Annotated in this window: 22 protein-coding genes and 1 other RNA gene; 8 read left to right on the forward strand and 15 right to left on the reverse strand. The window is 33.1% G+C overall.

All coding sequences use genetic code 11. The features are described 5' to 3' along the window. Positions 1-67: 67 nt before the first annotated feature. Positions 68-1,477, reverse strand: a complete 1,410-nt coding sequence (locus AC3QL1_RS19260) for an ATP-dependent DNA helicase (RefSeq protein WP_492493756.1) — start codon at positions 1,475-1,477, stop codon at positions 68-70. 327 nt (positions 1,478-1,804) lie between these two features. On the opposite strand from AC3QL1_RS19260, the gene AC3QL1_RS19265 reads away from it, so the two are divergent. Both AC3QL1_RS19265 and AC3QL1_RS19270 read left to right on the forward strand, forming a co-directional pair. Then, positions 1,805-2,626, forward strand: coding sequence for a DUF3822 family protein (locus tag AC3QL1_RS19265; protein WP_492493757.1), 822 nt, complete (start codon positions 1,805-1,807; stop codon positions 2,624-2,626). After that, on the forward strand, positions 2,623-3,228 hold the full coding sequence (locus tag AC3QL1_RS19270) for an RsmD family RNA methyltransferase (protein ID WP_492493758.1): 606 nt from the start codon (positions 2,623-2,625) through the stop codon (positions 3,226-3,228). The genes AC3QL1_RS19265 and AC3QL1_RS19270 overlap by 4 nt, the downstream gene beginning before the upstream one ends. A 289-nt stretch (positions 3,229-3,517) precedes the next feature. Here the strand turns inward: AC3QL1_RS19270 and AC3QL1_RS19275 are convergent, their stop codons facing one another. Further along, positions 3,518-5,632, reverse strand: a complete 2,115-nt coding sequence (locus AC3QL1_RS19275) for a TonB-dependent receptor domain-containing protein (RefSeq protein WP_492493759.1) — start codon at positions 5,630-5,632, stop codon at positions 3,518-3,520. 303 nt (positions 5,633-5,935) lie between these two features. Between AC3QL1_RS19275 and AC3QL1_RS19280 the strand changes: the two genes are divergently transcribed. From AC3QL1_RS19280 to AC3QL1_RS19290, 3 genes are all read left to right on the forward strand, one after another. Further along, a complete protein-coding gene (locus AC3QL1_RS19280) occupies positions 5,936-7,294 on the forward strand; it encodes a sensor histidine kinase (protein ID WP_492493760.1) in 1,359 nt (452 codons plus the stop codon). 10 nt (positions 7,295-7,304) lie between these two features. Further along, positions 7,305-7,994, forward strand: coding sequence for a response regulator transcription factor (locus AC3QL1_RS19285; protein WP_492493761.1), 690 nt, complete (start codon positions 7,305-7,307; stop codon positions 7,992-7,994). Positions 7,995-8,096: 102 nt separating this feature from the next. Then, positions 8,097-8,291, forward strand: a complete 195-nt coding sequence (locus AC3QL1_RS19290; protein WP_492493762.1) for a hypothetical protein — start codon at positions 8,097-8,099, stop codon at positions 8,289-8,291. A 3-nt stretch (positions 8,292-8,294) separates the two neighbouring features. Here AC3QL1_RS19290 and AC3QL1_RS19295 read toward each other — a convergent pair whose 3' ends face one another. The 3 genes from AC3QL1_RS19295 to rnpB form a co-directional block, all read right to left on the reverse strand. Then, positions 8,295-9,212, reverse strand: coding sequence for a ketopantoate reductase family protein (locus AC3QL1_RS19295; protein WP_492493763.1), 918 nt, complete (start codon positions 9,210-9,212; stop codon positions 8,295-8,297). Between the two features lie 277 nt (positions 9,213-9,489). After that, positions 9,490-10,737 (reverse strand): cation:dicarboxylate symporter family transporter, encoded by a 1,248-nt coding sequence (locus tag AC3QL1_RS19300; RefSeq protein ID WP_492493764.1) that lies wholly within the window; start codon positions 10,735-10,737, stop codon positions 9,490-9,492. A gap of 29 nt (positions 10,738-10,766) precedes the next feature. Beyond that, an RNA gene (rnpB, locus tag AC3QL1_RS19305) (RNase P RNA component class A) lies at positions 10,767-11,083 on the reverse strand. Between the two features lie 124 nt (positions 11,084-11,207). Between rnpB and AC3QL1_RS19310 the strand changes: the two genes are divergently transcribed. After that, positions 11,208-11,501, forward strand: coding sequence for an SH3 domain-containing protein (locus AC3QL1_RS19310; RefSeq protein ID WP_492493765.1), 294 nt, complete (start codon positions 11,208-11,210; stop codon positions 11,499-11,501). Positions 11,502-11,727: 226 nt separating this feature from the next. On the opposite strand, the gene AC3QL1_RS19315 is transcribed toward AC3QL1_RS19310, so the two are convergent. The 6 genes from AC3QL1_RS19315 to AC3QL1_RS19340 all read right to left on the reverse strand — a co-directional run bounded on the left by AC3QL1_RS19315 (position 11,728) and on the right by AC3QL1_RS19340 (position 14,881). Next, positions 11,728-11,865, reverse strand: coding sequence for a hypothetical protein (locus AC3QL1_RS19315; protein WP_492493766.1), 138 nt, complete (start codon positions 11,863-11,865; stop codon positions 11,728-11,730). A 97-nt stretch (positions 11,866-11,962) separates the two neighbouring features. Beyond that, complete coding sequence (locus AC3QL1_RS19320) at positions 11,963-12,334, reverse strand: LysM peptidoglycan-binding domain-containing protein (RefSeq protein ID WP_492493767.1); 372 nt, start codon at positions 12,332-12,334, stop codon at positions 11,963-11,965. Positions 12,335-12,340: 6 nt separating this feature from the next. Beyond that, positions 12,341-12,817, reverse strand: coding sequence for a BON domain-containing protein (locus tag AC3QL1_RS19325; protein ID WP_492493768.1), 477 nt, complete (start codon positions 12,815-12,817; stop codon positions 12,341-12,343). A gap of 150 nt (positions 12,818-12,967) precedes the next feature. Next, on the reverse strand, positions 12,968-13,450 hold the full coding sequence (locus tag AC3QL1_RS19330) for a cupin domain-containing protein (protein WP_492493769.1): 483 nt from the start codon (positions 13,448-13,450) through the stop codon (positions 12,968-12,970). A gap of 145 nt (positions 13,451-13,595) precedes the next feature. Beyond that, on the reverse strand, positions 13,596-13,994 hold the full coding sequence (locus AC3QL1_RS19335) for an NIPSNAP family protein (protein ID WP_492493770.1): 399 nt from the start codon (positions 13,992-13,994) through the stop codon (positions 13,596-13,598). Between the two features lie 320 nt (positions 13,995-14,314). After that, on the reverse strand, positions 14,315-14,881 hold the full coding sequence (locus tag AC3QL1_RS19340; RefSeq protein ID WP_492493771.1) for a dihydrofolate reductase family protein: 567 nt from the start codon (positions 14,879-14,881) through the stop codon (positions 14,315-14,317). A 465-nt stretch (positions 14,882-15,346) separates the two neighbouring features. On the opposite strand from AC3QL1_RS19340, the gene dnaX reads away from it, so the two are divergent. After that, positions 15,347-16,432: a DNA polymerase III subunit gamma/tau gene (gene dnaX / locus AC3QL1_RS19345; protein WP_492493772.1), complete on the forward strand. Its 1,086-nt coding sequence runs from the start codon at positions 15,347-15,349 to the stop codon at positions 16,430-16,432. Between the two features lie 142 nt (positions 16,433-16,574). Here dnaX and AC3QL1_RS19350 read toward each other — a convergent pair whose 3' ends face one another. After that, a complete protein-coding gene (locus AC3QL1_RS19350; protein ID WP_492493773.1) occupies positions 16,575-16,703 on the reverse strand; it encodes a hypothetical protein in 129 nt (42 codons plus the stop codon). A 7-nt stretch (positions 16,704-16,710) separates the two neighbouring features. On the opposite strand from AC3QL1_RS19350, the gene AC3QL1_RS19355 reads away from it, so the two are divergent. Continuing rightward, on the forward strand, positions 16,711-17,127 hold the full coding sequence (locus AC3QL1_RS19355; RefSeq protein ID WP_492493774.1) for a DUF8439 domain-containing protein: 417 nt from the start codon (positions 16,711-16,713) through the stop codon (positions 17,125-17,127). An 80-nt stretch (positions 17,128-17,207) separates the two neighbouring features. Here the strand turns inward: AC3QL1_RS19355 and AC3QL1_RS19360 are convergent, their stop codons facing one another. The 3 genes from AC3QL1_RS19360 to ppk1 all read right to left on the reverse strand — a co-directional run bounded on the left by AC3QL1_RS19360 (position 17,208) and on the right by ppk1 (position 20,911). Then, the gene (locus AC3QL1_RS19360) at positions 17,208-17,783 is read right to left on the reverse strand and encodes a TMEM175 family protein (protein ID WP_492493775.1); all 576 of its coding nucleotides are present in this window, start codon (positions 17,781-17,783) and stop codon (positions 17,208-17,210) included. A gap of 126 nt (positions 17,784-17,909) precedes the next feature. After that, a complete protein-coding gene (locus tag AC3QL1_RS19365) occupies positions 17,910-18,800 on the reverse strand; it encodes a Ppx/GppA phosphatase family protein (protein ID WP_492493776.1) in 891 nt (296 codons plus the stop codon). A gap of 29 nt (positions 18,801-18,829) precedes the next feature. Next, positions 18,830-20,911: a polyphosphate kinase 1 gene (gene ppk1 / locus AC3QL1_RS19370; protein WP_492493777.1), complete on the reverse strand. Its 2,082-nt coding sequence runs from the start codon at positions 20,909-20,911 to the stop codon at positions 18,830-18,832.

A 20,911-nucleotide genomic window follows, 5' to 3' on the forward strand; every position in this document is an offset into this window, starting at 1 on the left:
AAGTTTCTTTTTTGCCACGAATTCACGAATTATTCAAATAAAATTCGTGAATTCGTGGCGGAAAAATTTATTCTTCAAAACTCTCGTCTTTAAATCCTATCAAATATAATTTATTTTTGGCACGCGTTATCGCTGTATAAAGCCATCTGATGTAATCGCGATCGATTCCGTTTGGTAAGTAGGGCTGTTCAATAAAAACGGTATTCCACTGCCCTCCTTGCGATTTATGACACGTAATGGCGTACGAGAATTTTACCTGTAAACCATTAAAATATTCGTTTTCTTTTACTTTTTGGAATTTCTTATATTTTGTCGTCTCCTCTCCATAATCTTTCATCACTTCTTCATACAAACGATTTGATTCTTCGTACGTTAGCGATGGAGATTCACTTTTAATAGTATCCAAAAGCAAAACCGTTTCAAAAGGTTTCTGATCCGGATAATCTACCATTCTGATTTTTACTCTCGCAAAATTAAATCCGTATAATTCCTTGATTCCGAATAATTCTAAAACCTCAATAATATCTCCGTTGGCAATAAATCCTGCTTCGTCGGTTTCTTTTAGCCAGAAATAATTATTCTTAACCACCATCAAAAAATCGCCTACTGAAAGTTCGCTTTCCTTAAACAAAATTCTGGTTCTGATTTGTTCATTGTATTGATTTGCCCTTTTATTTGAACGAACGATAAAAGCCGTATCTTCAATACTATAATTGCTGTACGCTGTATTTATCGCGTCCTGAATATCATAACCATCCGTTAAACGAACAATATCCTTAAACTTTTTTACATTGAATTTAAACTCTGTAATAAAACTTTCTTTCAGCAATTCACGCAATTCGGTTGCATTGAATAAAATTCCCGAACTTTCTTCCTGACGCATAACTTCATCAAGTTCAATATGTTCGATTTCTTTGTCATAATGAACGCCCAAAGTCTGAATGTCTAATGCCGGACTAATATCTAAATTTACCGGCGGCAACTGCGCTGTATCTCCCAAAAGAATCATTTTGCAATTGCTTCCGGAATATACATAATTAATCAAATCATCCAGAAGCGAACCGCTGTCTAAAGTACTGTCTGAAATCATCGAGGCCTCATCGACAATAAAAATGGTGTTTTTATGCTTGTTGACTTGTTTGGTAAAAGCCACGCCTCCACCAGCTGATTTTTTAGGAAAATATATTTTTTTATGAATTGTAAAAGCCGGCGTATTCGAATAATTGGCAATTACTTTTGCGGCGCGGCCTGTTGGTGCCAGCAAAACAAACTTTTTATGGATGTCGCCAAGATTATTTACAATCGTAGAAATCACGGTTGTTTTTCCCGTTCCGGCATATCCTTTCAATACAAAAATGGTATCGTTGTGTGTATCAGTTAAGAAAATAGCGATTTTTTGAAAAAAAATATCTTGCTTATAAGTGGGTGCAAACGGAAATCTTTTTTGCAAAATGCCGTAAAACAATGATGAATTCATAGGGAAAAATTGAAATACAAAGTACGGGCTTTTAAATGGCAATGTCAATGTCAAAATTCAATATCAATTTCAAAATTTTAAACCATATAAGTTATATAAGTTCATTTAATTTAAGCATTCTTGAAATTGCGTTTTTGCTTAATTGAACTTATATAACTTACATGGTGAAAAAAATATTAAAAAAACTTTTTCTTAACCTTGTTTTAAAATCTATTTAAATTTGATTTTTGAAATTGCAATTATTATTGTTCCTTTTTAATTTGTAAGTTTGTGATCGAATTAAATTCTTTCTTGACACTAATCAGGTAACGAATTGTAAATCAAGTTATGTCTTTACAAAATACTAATATTACATCAAAAAAATACAAAAAACTTTCGATTCAGGTTTCTCTGAGCGGATTTTCATTTTGTTGTTTTGATACACTCAATAATACGATTACTTCTTTTAATGAAGTTCAATTTGATCCTTCTCAAAAAACGGCCAAAATAGAAGAATTATATCATGATAATTTTAAAAAATATTTTGAATTAAAGGATACTTACGACGAAATCATGGTTATTCACAATAATAATCTTTCGACTTTTGTACCAATGGCACTTTTTGACGAACATTATCTGGGAAGTTATTTACAATATACAACGAAGGTTTTTGAAACTGATTTTTTTACTTACGATCAGATTTCAAACTACGAAATGAATTCTGTTTATATTCCGTATGTGAACATCAACAATTTCCTGATCGATCAGGTTGGTTCGTTTGATTACAAACATGCGAATAGTATTTTGATTGAGAAAATCTTAGAAGGTTCAAAAAACAATGACGATAAAAAAATGATTGTCAATTTTAATGTTGGTCATTTTGAAATTATCGTGGTTCAAAATCAAAAATTATTGTTATTCAATTCATTCGAATATCAAACTCCAACAGATTTTATCTATTATTTGCTTTTTACAGCCGAACAGTTGAGTTTAAACCCGGAAACTTTTCCACTTGAATTGTTGGGTACTATCGAAAAAAACGATCCGTATTACGCCATCGCATACAAATACATACGCAATGTTTCTTTCTTGGATGTAAGCACTTTACAGGAAAAAAATAACTTTTCAACAGCTCAGAATCAAAAACATTATATCTTATTTCAATCATGAGAATCATTTCAGGAAAATACAAAGGACGCCGCATTTTTCCGCCAAAAAACCTTCCTGTAAGACCTACGACTGATATGAGTAAAGAGGCATTGTTTAATGTTTTAAATAATCATTTTAGTTTTGACGGCTTAAAGGTGTTAGACTTATTTGCGGGAACCGGTAATATTAGTTTTGAATTCGCTTCACGCGGAAGCGCACCAATTACGTCTGTTGATGGCGATTTTGGATGCGTAAAATTCATCAAACAGGTTTCATCAGAATATGATTTTGATATTGCTGCAACAAAAAGCGATGTTTATAAATTTCTCGACAATGCTAAAACATCTTACGATATTATTTTTGCCGATCCTCCATACGGATTGGATCAGGCTGCGTTTGAAAAAATTGTTTTAACGGTTTTCGAAAGAGATTTGCTTAACGACGAAGGAATGATGATTATCGAACATTCAAAATATACTAAAATGGAGCATTTGAGTAATTTCTCTTTTCAGAAAAGTTACGGCGGTTCGTTTTTTAGTTTCTTCGAATTAAATTCTACAGACGATGATGAAGAACTTTCGGATGATTCACCTTTAAAAATTGTTGAAGACGACGAAGGGTAATTTCGTTTTATTAACTAAGTGTTTTTTTACCGCTAAGATTCGCAAAGTTTACGTAAGGTTCGCAAAGTTATATTCATTAAGCTTTGCGAACTTTGCTTTTTATATAAAGCGAAGAAGTATAATCCCTACGGGATATTTCCACGGTGTGCCATTCGTTAATCTACCAATATTTAACTGCTAACGTAGTAATGAAAAATATCTCGGAGAGATTACATATTGGTAGAAATCAATTTATTTTTACCGTTTTTTTGTCCCGTAGGGACTACACAAGATCGACTAGAAATTTAAATTAATTAACTCTGCTTTGATTTTCGTCGTTGTTTTTCTCTCTAAATTCAGCATCTTTTACTTTTCCAAAAGAATACTTTATTGCTATTGAAATCAGATGATTATCAACAACATATCTTGATTTTGAGTTGATACCGTTGATAGTGAATTTTTCACTTTGAATATTATTTTTAAAAATATTATTAGCGCTTAATGTGCAATTCCAATTTTTGAAGAACGTTTTTGAAATCGCCAAATCCATTATAAATCTCGGACTTGTTTCAAAAACACCTGTATATTGTTTTGTTAATCCCCAAAAATTCAACATAAAAGTGTATCCTTTTGGAAGTTTAAATTCATTATTTGAAGTATAATATAAATACGGTTTTGAATCCAGAAATGCTGCCGAATGATCTTCAATCTTTTCTAAAATAAAAATGAGGGAATTAGCTGCTGTCCAAAATTTATAGGTAAACGGCAGCGTAAAATCAACAGTAAATCCTGAACTTTTTTCATAATTTACATCCTTAAGTGTCATAATATTATTCTGATTATCAAAAGAAAAACTTTGGTAAACCGGATCTTTAGCTTCACTAAAACTTAACTTAACCGATTTATCATGATATTGAAAAGTGGTCGAAATTTCATTGACAATTGTTGGTCCCAAATTAATATTTCGCGAATACAAAAAATAAGGATTTATATAAGTCGCTCCCTGGCTTAGTGACGAATAATTGGGTCTGGAAATACTTCTGGCATAGTTAACAGAAATACTTTTAACGCTGTCTATTGGAAATGTAAATTCCGCTTTAGGAAAAAAATTGGTGTAATTTCTATTCAATAATGGCAATTCATCCGTTCTGAATTTTCCAATTACATTTGAATTTTCGATTCTGAAACCAAGCGAAAAATCAGCTTTTTTAATTTTTCCAGATACTTGCGTATAACCGGATAAATTTTCCTCTCTAAAATCATAATAACTCAATTCATTTTCATTCGTTTCTGTATCAAAAACAGTCACATCTGATTTGGATTCTGCGGATGAATACAATCCTCCTATTTCAAATTTCATTTCATTTTTAAACTTTTTCTCTATATCAATTCTTCCCGAAAAATAATTAATTTGAAATTTCTGATCTCTGATTTGTGACAATTCAAATGCTGTATTATTAAAATTATTATTTACTTCCGTAAACAATCGCTGATCAAAATTAGAATATTGCAAACCTGTAAAAACCTGCGTATCAATTGATTTTATTTTTTTCTGATAATTTAAAAAGGAGTTTACAAAATTCTTTTTGCTTTCATTATCCGTAAAAGTTACGACATTATTTTCTACCTCTTTATTCTTATTATCAGTTACGGTATTAATTGGAAAAGTATCAGATTGCAGCTTACTGTTTATGCTGAACGAAAAATAATCATCCTCGTTTATTTTATAAAATAAACCTGCACCAAAAACATATTGCTTTCTTTTTGTATCAGCCGTTACATCATATTTAGAAGCAATTTCAGCACTTGGAATTTGATAATCAATACTATGACCTTCCCACGGATTTAATCGATTATAATTAAAATTAGCTTTTAGTTCCAGTTTGTTTTTTTTGAAACTGGAATTAAATCCCAGATAATTATTGAAATTTTTCTTGAACGATGCGACTTCAGAAATCTCGGTTTTAAAACTATCTTTCTTGCTAAACTTTCTGGTAATTAAAATGACAGCGCGTCCTTCGGCTTCATATTTCGAAGATGGATTCTGAATAATTTCGATCGTTTTAATATCGGCGACAGCCAAAGCATTCAAGTCATTTATGCCTGCTTTTTGATTATCGATGTAAATCAGCGGATTTCCTTTTCCAATAACCGTAATACTTTCCTGGTCTGAACTCACCTGAACCGTTGGTAATTTTGACAGTAAATCAACTGAATTTGGAATCGAATTATAAACAGAATTGGCAACATCCACTTTTATATTTCCGTTTTGATTAGAAAATGTTTTTTTATTCTGAGTAATTATAACTTCATTTAATTTATTCGAAATGCTGTCTTTTGGCGTTTCGTTTTGCGCATTTGCGACGAAAGAAAAACAAAACAATAATAAAATTAGAAAAAGTTTTAAAGGCAAATAAAGGTTCATCTTTAGATTGATTTTTAGATTAAAACATTGCAAAAGTGATTCTAAAAAAGAGTTCTGTAGGTTAATTGAAGGTTAATGCGGAGTTAACGTGCTTTTGAAACCATAAAAGCATTATTTTTGACTTGAAAATTTGCCTGAGGATTTTACTAATCAGCGTCATTAATTTCACGCAGATTCTGCAGATTTGGCAGATTAATGAGATTAATTTTAATCTGCTTAAATCACTTTTAAATCTGCGTGAAAAATAAAAAAATCTGTGAAAACCAGTTTAACCCGCGTCATCCGTGTGCTAACAATACAACCATGAAACAAAGAATCAATTTATTAATCGCTTTTTCTGTCATCGCCTTGATCGTTTTATCGACGGTGCAATGCTATTTGGTAAAAACGACTTACGATTATAAAGTGGCGCAGTTTCATACGGAAATCAAAAACGAAATCGCTCAGATCTCCAATAACTACAGCGATATCGATTCGGTTATTGTTTCAAAAAAAGAAGCACTTTACAAACAATTATCAGAAAATTATATTCAGGGAAAAAAGACTAAAATTGACCTAAAAAATAGTGTTCTTGCAAATGAATTTCGGGATGCCTTGACATTAAAAATTCAACGGAAATTTGAAAGGGATTTACCGAATCTGAAAATAGATTTTGCTATCGTATTAAATAAATTTATTCTGTACCAAAACACAAAAAAAGCAGATACTATTTTCTCTGAAAAGCCTTTTATCCAAAATAAATTATACGGAAATCTGTCTTCTTTAAATCATGCTTTTCTGGTTCGGAGTTATGTTGGAACGACAAACGGAACTTTTGAAAATCAGGATTATAAATTACTGACTGAAGATTCGATGTATGTTTCTGTAATCGATTGGGAAATGATTGTTTTAAAGCGAATGACTTTTGTTTTGATTCTTTCTTTATTTTCGATTTTAACGCTCATTACGCTTTTTGTAATTGCCTTAAGAGCTTTGATCAAACAGAAAAAAGTTAGCGATGTCAAAACTGATTTTATCAATAATATTACGCACGAACTCAAAACGCCTTTGGCAACTTTGGGCATTTCAACCAAAATTTTGGAGCAAAAAAACATTCGTGAAAACGATGAAAATTTTACTGCAATTGTCAATACCATCTCGCGCCAAAACAATCGTTTACAAAACTTAATCGATCAGGTTATGGCGAATTCATTAGCAGAAAACGAAATTGAATTGCAAAAAGAGAAAATAGAAACTGAAGATTTTCTGCTTTCCATTATAAATGATTTTAAAATTACTTTTCCAAATATCAATCTTCAAACTGATTTTCAAACGCAGAAAACAATTTTGGTTTTAGACAGATTTCATCTGACAACCGCTTTTTTAAATGTTTTGGAAAATGCTGTAAAATATGGTTCCAATACGATTACGATAAAAACGAGAATAATTCAAAATCAATTTTCGATAAGTATTGAAGATGACGGAATTGGAATTGAAAAGAAAAAACAATCACTGCTTTTTGAGAAATTTTATCGCGTAGAACAAGGAAATCTTCATAATACAAAAGGCTTAGGTTTAGGATTGTATTATGTTGATCAAATTATAAAAGCACATCAGGGCTCTGTTAATGTTGTGAGTGATCTGGGAAAAGGAACTCAGTTTACTATTTTATTAAAAGTTTAATTACCTTATTTTGAAAAAATTACTTTTAGCTGAAGACGATCTTGATTTTGCTGCGATTTTAAAACAATATTTAGAATTGCATCAATTTGAAGTAACCTGGGCAGAAAATGGAGAAATAGCTTTAGATTATTTTAAAAGCCAGACTTTTGATATTTGCGTTTTTGACGTCATGATGCCAAAATTGGACGGATTTTCACTGGCCGAAAAAATAATTACAATCAATCCTGAGACTCCATTTATTTTTCTAACGGCAAGAAAATTAAAAGAAGACAAAATCATTGGATTAAAACTAGGTGCAGACGACTATATCGTAAAACCTTTTGAAGTCGACGAACTCATTCTCCGTTTGCAGAATATCCTAAAGAGAATTGAACAAAAGAGAAGTCTGGAAGGAAATAATATAATTGAAATTGGTTCTTATATCTTTGATAATGAAAGGTTAACACTAAATAATAAAAATCATATTCAGCAGCTTACAGAAATGGAAGCTTCACTTATTGAGTATTTATATCTGAACCATAACCAGTTATTAAAAAGAGATCAAATTTTAATGTCTGTCTGGAAAAAAGACGATTATTTCTCAGGCCGAAGTATGGATGTTTTTATCAGCAGGCTCAGAAAATATTTTAATTCCGATCCAAATATCAGCATTGAAAGTGTTCGTAATATTGGTTTGGAATTTAAAATACAGAAATCCTAAGCATTTTTTTACTGCAAATCATATAAGTTTCATTAACAATTGTATAAGAGTTTAAAAGTGTTTATAAAGTACATTTGAACTAAACCTTAAAAAACATAAATCATGAACCTTAAAAGATTTTTCGGAGCAGTGCTTACCATATTGGGAATAGCAGGTCTTATCTATACTGCAGTTATATTTTCCGGCACTTCCGGTCAAACAAGAGATATTAAATCGCTAATTATTTACGGTATATTGGGAATCGTTTTTTTCATGTCCGGCATCAGTTTAGTTCGTACAACAAAAGACGAATCATAGACTTTAGACCAAAGCATTAGCTATTTTTTCATAAAGTGGTGTTTTTACGCCGTACTTTATACCTTCATTTACAACAAATTGCGTTAGCGAAATAACTTCTGTCTTATTGCCGGAATTTAAATCTCTATGCATCGATGAAGTCGCTTCTTTAGGCGATTTTTCGAGTTTAACAATAGTTTGGTTTACAATATCTTCGGGTAATTGTAAACCTTTTGCTTTTGCAACAGCTTCAATTTCCTGCAATAATTCTACATAGATTGCTTTAGATTTCTTTTTACTTAAAATTTCACCAATATTCTGATTCAGATAAGAAGTTGCAGAAGCCAATGCAGAAATAAAGATGAATTTTTCCCAAACAGTTTCTTCAATATTTTCTACCAGGTAACTTTCTATTTTAGCTTTCTCAAAAATGCTTTGTAATTCATTCAATCTTGAAACTGAAGCCGTTTTTGAACCAAAAAACAACTTTTCATAAAAGCCGATTTTCCTGATTGTTCCCGGTGAAAATATCATCGAAATGATATAAACGCAGCCTTGCAAAACATCATTTTTAGGAAATATTTTCTGAATACGCTCTGGCGCATCGACACCATTATACAAAGGAAGAATTACGGTTTCCGGAATAATACATTGTTTTATTGAAGTCAGACTTTCCTTTATATCATAGGTTTTTGTGGCGCAAATTAAATAATCCAAAACACCAATTTCATCTGGATTATTCGAAATTATTTTTGGGCGAACAACCGTTTCAGTGCTGTCTGTAATGATTTTTAAACCGTTTTCGGCAATTGCTTTCTGGGTTTCACCGCGAGCGATAAATATAATTTCCACTTCTGCAGACTTAGAATAGGCTTTTGCCAAAAGTCCGCCAAAATATCCGCCAACACCGCCAAGTCCTAAAATTCCAATTCTTGTTTTCATAAATTCTAATTAAAAAATTGCTTCGCCCGTTCGCTATCGCTAAGGTCCAAATTCCATTAAATATAAAACAGTGTCTGAACCGCTTGTCATCCTGAGCGGAGTCGAAGGAACACAAGTAGCTCGCCAAAGATTGGCGATTTTCTATGCGGAGTTTCTTGCGTTCCTTCGACTCCGCTCAGGATGACAAAGCAGACATAAATATCACATAAAATCCGTTTAATCCGCGTTTTCGCTTTAGCGAATCCGTCTCATCCGCGTTCCATTATCTGCAAACCAGTTATTCCTCCAAAACACGCTCCAAATTCAACTCCGTAAAATCATGTTCTGTTTTCGAAATTATAATCGTTGCCACCGTATTTCCAATCAAATTTGTAATCGCTCTTGCTTCGCTCATAAATTTATCAACTCCCAATAAAAAAGCCAAACCTTCGATGGGAATTTTATGCAAAGCCGTCAAAGTCGACGCCAGAACAATAAATCCGCTTCCTGTAACGCCCGCTGCTCCCTTTGACGTAATCATCAAAATTCCGATAACGCTCAGGATTTCGAAAAAACTCAAATGCACATCATACAATTGCGCGAGAAATATAACCGACATCGATAAATAAATCGAAGTACCGTCGAGATTAAACGAATATCCTGTGGGAATCACCAAACCAACAACCGATTTACTACAACCCATTTGCTCCAGTTTTACCATGATACTTGGCAAAGCAGCTTCTGAAGACGAAGTTCCCAGAACAAGTAAAAGTTCTTCTTTGATGTATTTTAAAATTGAAAGAATACTTATTTTATAGTATCTCAGAATGCTTCCTAAAACCAGAAATACAAACAACGCCATTGTCAGATAAACGCACAACATCAATTTACCAAGCGGAATCAAAGTTGCTAAACCAAATTTACCAATTGTGTACGCCATTCCGCCAAAAGCACCAAGTGGCGCCAGATACATGACATATTTTAATCCTGTAAAAACGACTTTTGAAAAGCGTTCCAGCACCAAAATGGTCTGTTCTCTTTTTTGATAAAAATTCAAAGCAATTCCACAAACAATCGCCGCCAGTAAAACCTGAAGCGTAAAATTCGAAAGAAAAAATTGCAGCCACGAGAAATGCTCAGTCGCATGAGTAGTATATTTACTCGGATCTTGCAAAGTCAATCCTGATTTGTCAATTTTTCCGGGTTGAAAAAAATACGCAACTCCCACGCCAATTGCCAAAGCAACGGTAGAAACTACTTCAAAATAAGCTAAAGCTTTGACACCAATTCGACCTACTTTTTTAAGATTTCCCATTCCGGAAATTCCCAAAACAATTGTCAGGAAAATAATGGGTCCAATAAATAATTTGATAATATCGACAAATGTTTTCCCGATGATTTCCATCTTCACCCCATTTTCAGGCGAAAAATGTCCGAGCAAAACACCCGCAATAATTGCGATTAAAACCCAAAAAGTAAGATTAGTGATTACTGCTTTAAAAGTACTTTTTTTGGCAGAGGCAGGTTTTGGTGAAGTTATATTCATGAAGTTAGATTAGAGCTTCACAAATATATAAAAAATGCAGACCTGTAAGCCGGATTCTGTCACTGATAAATCAGAGCCTTATCATTTATCTAGATTCCGAATTACTTCGGAACTCAAGCTACCTACCCTTCAACAACGGACGAGAAGCCCTTAAATGCTGATATACTTGGTATTTCACCGCATAGAGTTTACCTGGTTTCACTACAGCATTACCTGTACATACTTTCTGTTGCACTTGTCCTTGCGCTATTTCTAACGCCGACGGGTGTTACCCGCTATGCTTCTCTGTGGTGTCCGGACTTTCCTCCCTCCCGATAAACGGAACGACGATAAGGCGGTCTGCGCGGCAAAAGTAGCGATTTATAAACGAAGAAACGAAAGTTTAAATTTCGGATTTTTATAAAATTTTCATAACATTTTAATTTTAAATTAGTTACCTTTAAAATCCTTAATTTTTAAATTCATTTATTATGGCGAAAATGTATCATTACGCAACTGTCTCTAAGGCTTTAGATCAATTGAATGAAAAAGGATTTACATGTGATTTTAATCTGAACGCAGACGTGATTAAAAAAAATCCTGAAAAATTTGAAATTGTTCATGTGTATCGATACGAAGGGGATTCGGACCCGGGCGATGAGGCAGTTGTATACGGAATTAAATCAACATCAGGCAAAAAAGGCGTTTACGTTGCAGGTTTCTCCGCCGACTCCGATCAGGAAACCGCAAAATTTTTATTCGATTTAAGTATTAGAGGAAGGTAGTTTTTCAGGAGCTGTTTCCTGCTGTCCGCTGTATCTTTTCCCGGCTAAAGAAGCCAGAAAAAGGATGCCGCTCCCATCAGGGCTAGGGATTTAGGTTTTATAAGAAAAATTATGTTTTAAAAACAATTAACCACAATCTAAGTCATTGCGAGGAACGAAGCAACCACACTAACAATTAATTAGCAAACGAATTACTTTGTTCCTCGCAAGGACAAAAACTTTGATACTATTTAGCCTCTGATCTTTTCTTTACTTTTAAACTTTCAAGATATTTGACAGGATCAAAATTTTCAGCACTTCCACTCTCAATTCCTTTCTGAATTGCATCTTTTAAAATAATCAAACGGTTTTCTTCTTCTTCCATAATTTTAATTTTGCATAAGTTATATATTGAATAAATTTCCCATAAAAAAAGTCCATCATTAAAATGACAGACTTTTAAAAACAACGTAAAAATCAAATTATGCCGTTGGTATTTTTAACTTCCAACCCGGTTGAATAACGTCTGGGTTTTTAATAATATCTTTATTGGCTTCATAAATAGTTTGCCATGAAACGCCATGTGCTTTTCCTATTTTTGATAATGAATCTCCGCTTACAACTGTATAATCGGTTGTTGTTCCTTCGGCAACCTCAATATTCATAACTACATCTCCCGCTCTAAAATCAGGATCAATTTTTCCGTAAGCATTCCAAAGTTTTTCTTTATCATCTGCAGATTTTGCTGTACCGTCGATGTACAATACATTATCCTGCTCTCTAACTTGTAAATTTGAAATCCCTAAATTAGACGCCAAATCAGTTAACTCTTTGTATTTATCTTGTAAACTCATAATTTCTTATTTAATAGTTAACTTGTTATCGACTTTTTTAGGTTTCAATTCCTGAACGCTTTTTATAAGGTTTGGCAATTGACTTCTTTTAATTTCTCCGGTAAGCGTTACAACACCACCTACTACAGTAGCACTCACACCATCGTAAGATTTTATTACTTCACTTAAAGATTTATCCAATTCAGTATCCGGAGTAATGATAACAGCCGCTGCCGCAGTTTCTTCAGGCGCTACAATCTGGCAGTTATTCACTACAGATTTTACTCCTTTAACTTCTTTTATAGAACTTTCAACACTTTGCTTCAATGCATCGTCTTTGCAAATTCCTGTAATTGTCGCAACACCTTTCTCCACAGTTACCTGTACTTCTGGCGTATTACTTAATTTAGCACTGATTTCTTTTTGAATGTCTGCATCTTTAGGTCCACAAGCTACTAATGAAACAGCAAGACCCATTCCTAATAAAATTGATTTAATCTTCATAATAGATATTTTTAATTATTTACTAATAAAGTTAAACGAATTAAAACATTAGATATTACATAATAATCCTACAATTTTTATATTTTTCCCAGCTTTTTGGTGCCTTTTAAAGCTAATACATTGACTTATTTGTAGTTAAAAACTTATATATTAATCTAAATAATTTTCAGGAAACATTTTTTGTCCGTATTTTTCAAAAATCGAGTTTATTTTTTCTTTAGTTTCGATTTCATTATCCGTTTTTGTTTCCATATAATCCGTCATTTCCACAAACAAATCATCTAATCCGGCCGGAGTTACCGTACATAAAAGTTTTGCAGGTTTATCACTTAGATTTTTAAAACCGTGAACAATTCCGCCTTTCGGAATATTAACAAACGAATTCTGTTTAGCAATATAACTGCCTAATTCTGATTTAAAAGAAACCTCGCCTTCCAATACAAAAAATGTTTCCGTAAAATCAGGATGTGCATGCGGATTTGGCCCCGCACCCGGCGGAACTGACATTTCGATCACAGCATATTTCCAATCAGTTTGTTTACCTGAGATTATGATTCGGTAATTTCCTCCGGCAATTTTTAGTTTTTGTCCTTCGGTTTCGTTTACTGTTATGATTGGAATTACTTTTTTCATTTTGAAATTGTTTTGTTGCCACAATAAATCTCTTGTAAATTCGCATTTTTTTGTTTCACGCAGATTTAGCAGATCATGCAGATTTTTTTAATCTTTTAAGCCTTTGCCCCGATAACTATCGAAATTGGGCGATTCTTTTTTAACCTTAATTCGGAGAATAATCAACCTTTGTCAAAATTCGATCTTCGACATTTCCAACTACATCGCCATATTTTGCCGTGTATTGTTTCTTAATTTCGATCCACTCTTTATCGGTTTTAAAATCTTGCCAGGCTTTTTTCATTGTGGCTTCATTTGGCCATTCTAAAAAATAAACAAACTCTGTTTTCTTATCTGATTTTGATTCATAAATAGACTTGATATTGAAGTTGTATTTCTTCATTATTCGCATTGCATGATCCCGAAATCGCTCATGAAATTCTTTCTTTTTATTTTCAAAAATTTCATAAATACGCAATTGGTAAACAGGACTTGTTTGTGTTGTGGTTTGAGATTTAACAATAGATGTTGTAATTAATAATATGGTCAATAAAAATAGTTTCATAGATAGTTGTTTAGTTTGGTTGGACATTTAATAAAGAATTCGTTATTGAAATTATTCTTTAAACATTGATAATAAACACATTGAATTAAAACAAAAATATAAATTAAAATAATCCAGTCTTTAAAAAACTATTGGTAACGCCGTAAATTTTATAAACTTTATATGATTGCTCGTTCCTCGCAAGGACTTTGATTGTCGTTAATAATGAAAATCCTTTAACGTCGCTCAGACATCTAGCTGCCGGCTCCAATAACGCTGTTGTTCAGAAAGATATAGAATTGCCTTTTTTCCATTCTGTTAAAAAGAAAAAAACAATAAAATCACTTTTCAAAAGCCTTATACAAATGCAAAACAATCCCGTTATTATAAGTTTCCGATTTTACTAATTCAAACTTAGATTTTTTATTGAAAATTGTCAGACCATTTCCAATTGCCACAGGATGAATAAACAAGTGCAATTCATCTATTAAATTTTGTTCAATTAAAGACGAAACAAATCTTGCACCGCCGTATACCATTATGTCATTTCCAGATTCTGATTTTAATTCTGCTATCGCTTTTTTTAAATTGCCTTTTTCAATTGACGTGTTTTCGCCTTCAAAGTTTTTTAAGGTTTTACTAAAAATTATTTTTGGAGTTTTTACGAATAAATTAGCATAAGCCACTTCCTCATTTTTGCTTTTACTTTTAGCCACACTTTCCCAATACGGAATTCCTTCTGTTGCCATTACGCGTCCTAAAATTATGGTGTCGATACTATTTGTAAGTTTGTGCAAATAGTGTATTTGGTTTTCATCGACTTCTGGCAGCATCCAATTCAATTGCCCTTTAAGATCTCCAACAAATCCATCAAGAGTCATATTCATTTGTAATTTTAACTTTCTCATAAAATAAGTTTTTAGGATAAATCCAAAATTAGCTATCCTTAAAAATACCAATTTTTACAGGAAAAAATGCTTAAATTATCTTAATTTATTACTGTTCCAATTTTAAAAAATCCGTCTAATCCTCGTTTTCGCTTTAGAGAATCCGTTTTATCAGCGTTCAATTTCCAAAAGTTTATATGGCTAGTGAGATTGCTTCGTTCCTCGCAAAGACTTGATTGTCGATTATGTTTGCGGTCTTTCGACTCCGCTCAGGAAGACAAGTTTACAAAGAAAAAATCCGTCTAAATCTGCGTTTTCGCTTTAGCGAATCCGCATCATCAGCGTTCAATTCCGTCAGGTTTACTGTTAAAATTATCTGTTAGTTTCTCATATTCAAAACACTCAAAAATCCCTGAAAGATTTATGATTTTCAGATTTGTGATTTGGTAATTTTCAGACTATATTTGCTATCGAATAAAATAGAATATGGAACAATTTGTAGTATCGGCTCGTAAATATCGCCCGCAAACCTTTAAGGATGTTGTGGGGCAAAAAGCCATTACCAACACTTTGCTGAATGCCATAGAAAGCAATCACCTTGCTTCTGCCCTTTTATTCACCGGACCGCGTGGAGTTGGAAAAACTACCTGCGCGCGTATTTTGGCACGAAAAATAAATCAGCCCGGATACGACGATCCAAATGAAGATTTTGCCTTTAACGTTTTTGAGTTAGATGCCGCTTCAAATAACTCTGTTGATGATATTCGAAGTCTGATTGATCAGGTTCGAATCCCGCCACAAACGGGTCAATATAAAGTCTATATTATTGACGAGGTTCATATGTTGTCTTCGGCAGCTTTTAATGCTTTTTTGAAGACATTGGAAGAACCGCCAAAACATGCTATTTTCATTTTAGCAACAACAGAAAAACACAAAATTATTCCAACGATTTTATCTCGTTGTCAGATATTTGATTTTAAGAGAATCACGGTAAAAGATGCTAAAGAACATTTAGCTGACGTTGCTCAAAGTCAGGGAATTAATTTTGAAGACGATGCTTTGCACATTATTGCTCAAAAAGCTGATGGTGCAATGCGTGACGCTTTATCTATTTTTGACCGTGTTGTTTCGTATTGCGGAACCAACTTAACGCGTCAGGCTGTAACCGAAAACCTAAACGTTTTAGATTACGAAACGTATATTAGCATTACTGATTTACTTTTAGAAAATAAAATTCCTGACTTATTAATTGCCTACAACGAAATTCTTTCCAAAGGTTTCGACGGACATCATTTTATTGCCGGTTTAGCTTCACATTTCAGAGATTTATTGGTAAGCAAAACTCCTGCAACTTTAAGTTTACTTGAGGTTGGTGAACAAGCGCAGCAAATGTATGGTGTACAAGCCCAAAAATGTTCACAAGACTTTTTATTAAAAGGAATTGACATTGCAAATGACTGCGATTTAAAATACAAACTGAGTCAGAATCAGCGACTTTTAGTCGAATTATGTTTGATGCAATTAGCCTCTATCAACTTTGATGGAGAAAAAAAAAAGTTGAGCAATTCATAATTCCGCCTACTTATTTTAAAAACGGAGGGTATTCTATAGTTGAAGTCAAAGACTTAAAGCCAAAGGTTGAAAGTCAGACTGAAGTAGCAAATTCAACATCTAAAACCGAAAATCCGACAACTTCAACCGAAGTTGAAATTTCTCAAAAACAAGAAACAGTTTCACCGCCAAAAGTCGAAACTCCAGTTATCCAAACTCCCGAAACTCCAAGAGCAACAATTGGTAATGAAACAAAAGTTTCTGCTTTTTCTCTGGCGAGCATTCGTGCCAAAAAGGCAATGGAAGAAAGCAGTAAATCGTATGTAAAACCATCTTCGGTTTTGCCTACAGAAGAATTTACAGAAACCGAAATGTTATTGCATTGGAACAAATATGCACAGCGATTAGGCGAAAAAGGCTTTAAAATCATGGAGTCGTTATTATTGATTAACGATCCAACTTTAAACGGAACTGTTATCACGCTTGAATTACCAAATGAAGGTTCTAAATTAGATTTTGAAAGTCAGCTTAACGGGCTTTTAGGACATTTAAAAGGACATTTGCACAATCACGATATTACAATTGAAATTGTTGTAAATGAAACAATACAAACCAAAAGAAGTTTTAGCGATCAGGATCGATACAATCGTTTACTGGAAATCAATCCAAATATCGAATTATTACGTTCTACCTTCGGTTTGGATTTACATACTTAATATTTTTTTCGCCACTAATTCACGAATTATTTTTGCTAATCTTTGAGAATAAAAATTCTTGGCGAAAACTGATAAACAGTCTATTTAGTAAAAACTTTTTCGATTCTTTTGTCCGGAATTAACCAGGACATGGCAACGATAAAATAAGCTGCACCGGAAACCCATTCGTTGTAAAACGACACTACAATTCCAACGGTATATAAAACTGCAGAAGCTTTTCCTTTTAAATCTTTTCCCAACGCTTTTGCTAATGCAGAATTTTTTCCTTCGACATCTACAACATATTTTTGAAGAATTACATACGCAATCGCAGAAAGCAATAATATGATTCCGTAAAAAGCCATAGCTGCTTTTTCAAAATTATGTTCTCCCATCCATCCTGTGGCGACGGGAATTAGCGAAAGCCAGAACAATAAATGAAGATTTGCCCAAAGTATTTTTCCGTTTACTTTTGATAAACTGTGAAGTAGATAATGGTGGTTATTCCAGTAAATTCCAACATAAATAAAACTCAAAATGTAACTTAGAAACTTTGGAATAAGTGGTTTTAGATCAGCAAACTCAACTCCGTGAGGCACTTTGATTTCTAAAATCATAATGGTGATGATAATCGCTAAAACACCATCACTAAAAGCTTCAAGTCTTGTTTTGTTCATTTTAAATGTATTGTATTAAAAAACTTTGCCACGAATTTCACAAATTTACACTAATTTTTTATTCCTATTTATAAAAAAAAATTCGTGAAAATTAGTGAAATTCGTGGCAAAAAAATTATTTAAAAATTATATTTTTCCGTAATACATTGCTTTTACGATTCCGTCAGAAAGTCCGATTTTTGGAACGTAAATCTGGCGTGCTCCACTCCATTTCATTGCGTTTAAATAAATACGCGTTGCGTGAATAATAACGTCGGCACGGTCAGAGTTTAAACCTAATTCGGCGATTCTTTGTTCGTAAGTCAGTGAATTTAAAAAGGCATATTGTGAATTGATATAAATGTACGATAGCGGTTTTTCCTGCTGTTTTCCAGACATTTTAAACAATTTATTGATGTTTCCACCAGAACCAATTAAGGTTACTTCATCATAATCTTCCGTGTTGGTTTTGATCCATTTTTCGATTTCATCCCAAACAACATCATGAACCATATTATTTAACAAACGAACTGTTCCTGCTTTAAACGATCTGGAAGTAATCATTTTTCCATCAGAGAAAAGGGTAAATTCGGTACTTCCACCGCCAACATCCACAAACAAATAAGTTTCATCTGTTTTCAGCAAATGATGCAAATCTGTAGAAGCAATTATGGCCGCTTCTTTTTTACCATCAATAATTTCGATTTTTATGTCGGCTTTTTTCTTAATCAAAGCCACCACTTCTTTGGCATTATAAGCTTCACGCATTGCCGAAGTGGCAAACGCCATATAACGTTCTACTTTATGTACTTTCATCAAAAGATTGAATGCTTTCATGGCATCCACCATTCGATCTATATTTTCTTCTGAGATTTCACCAACTGTAAAGGCATCTTGCCCCAAACGAATTGGCACACGAACAAGGGAACTTTTATTAAATTGAGGTTCTTTGCCTTCTTGTTCTACAACATTCGATATCAGAAGCCTCATGGCATTTGATCCGATATCTATTGCTGCATATTTTTTAATTTTAATCATGCTCACTTATGATTTTATTTTTGGTTTTATTAATTTATTTTCTGTGCAGCCTCTTCTAATACCGAAATTTTATTCTGATAATATTTATAGGTTTCAAGTTGAGCTCTAAAAGGGGCATGATGATTTCTTGGCTTATATTTATTATCTAATTTATAGGAATGGTATCTCACTTTAACATTCCCTTTCCATGCAATATCAAAATTATCAATTAATTCTTTTTTGATTTCGAGGTCGTAAATTGGGCAGGTCACTTCTACTCTTCCGTCAAGATTTCGGGTCATAAAATCGGCAGATGAGATATAAACCTCTGTCAATCCGGCGTTTCCAAAAATATAAACCCTGGAATGTTCCAGATAATTGTCGACAATACTGATCGCTTCTATATTTTCGCTCATTCCTGGAATTCCCGGAATCAACGAACAAATTCCTCTTACCTGAAGCTGAATTTTTACACCCGCATTACTTGCTTCGTATAATTTATCGATCATTTTAAAATCAGATAAACTATTCATTTTTAGTTTTATATGTGTTTTTCTACCGGCCAAAGCGTGCAGAATTTCACGATCGATCAATTTTATAAATTTGGTTCTCGTATAATGCGGAGAAACTATTAAATGCTTGTATCTGTGTACTCTGTAATTGATATCAAAGAATTCGAAGATTTTAGAAATGTCTTTTAATATTCCCGAATGACAAGTAAAAAGCGTTACATCCGTATAAATTTTAGCTGTCGATTCGTTGAAATTTCCTGTCGAAATAAATCCGTAACGACGGCTTTTTCCTTCTTCGGTTCTTTCGATAACACATATTTTACTGTGCACTTTTAAACCTTTGATTCCAAATATTAATTCTATTCCTTCCGTCTGCATTTGTTCTGCATACGAAATATTAGAAGCTTCATCAAAACGCGCCTGAAGCTCGATTTGAACAGTTACTTTTTTACCGTTTTTAGCTGCATTGATCAACGAACTGATAATTTGCGAATTCTTTGCCAAACGATACAAAGTAATTTTAATACTTGTCACTTTTGGATCTAATGCTGCTTCTCGCAAAAACTTGGTTAAATATGAAAACGACTGATAAGGAGCATGCAATAAATAATCTTTTTTGCTGATTTTCTCCAAAATACTGCCACCTAAACTCAATCCCGGAATTGGCAGCGGATCATTTGTTTTATACAGCAAATCGTATCTTCCTAAGTTTGGAAAACTCATATAATCACGGCGATTATGATATCTTCCACCGGGAATAATACTATCTGTTTCTACAATTTTCATTTTATCAAGGAAGAAACGCAAGGTATCTTCTTCGATTAAACTATCATAAATAAAACGAACAGGTTCTCCTATTCTTCTGTCTTTTACGGATGTAGCAATTTTTTCAAGCATACTTTTGCTCAAATCGCTATCAATATCCAATTGCGCATCACGCGTAATTTTGATCATGTGTGCCGAAACGCTTTTATAATCGAAAATATTGAAGATGTTTTTCAGGTTATGGCGAATGACATCATCTATCAAGATAACATATTGTTTGTCGTCATGAGATGGCAAAACGACAAATCTGTTTATGGTTTTAGGAATTTCGATAACAGCGTATCGAACCTCATCATTTTCATTCATTTCCAAACGAATGGCCAAATATCCTAAAGTATCTTTCAGAATAGGAAATTCTGCCAGATCATTCAAGATAATAGTCACTAATTCAGGACTTAATCTTTGAACAAAAAAGTCTTTCAAAAATTTATCCTGATCTATTGTAATCTGATCTTCGTTTATAATAAAAATATTTTCGGATTCCAGTTCAGATTCTATATTTCCTAAAATACGCAAACTTTCTGATTGCTGCTGAATTACGATTTCGGTAATATCCTTAATTAACTGGTGGGCAGAAACTCCACCTAAATATTTTTCACCTGAAATTCCAGAAAGACTCAATCTTCGAATTGCGGCATATCGAACTCTAAAAAATTCGTCTAAGTTGTTCGAAAAAATTCCAACAAAACGCAACCTGTCTAAAAGTGGCACCGTGTTGTCTGCTGCTTCCTGAAGCACTCTTGCATTAAACGCTAACCAACTTTTTTCTCTATCGATATATTTCTGCTCGTACAC

The organism is Flavobacterium sp. GW823-FHT04A11, from assembly GCF_058796535.1.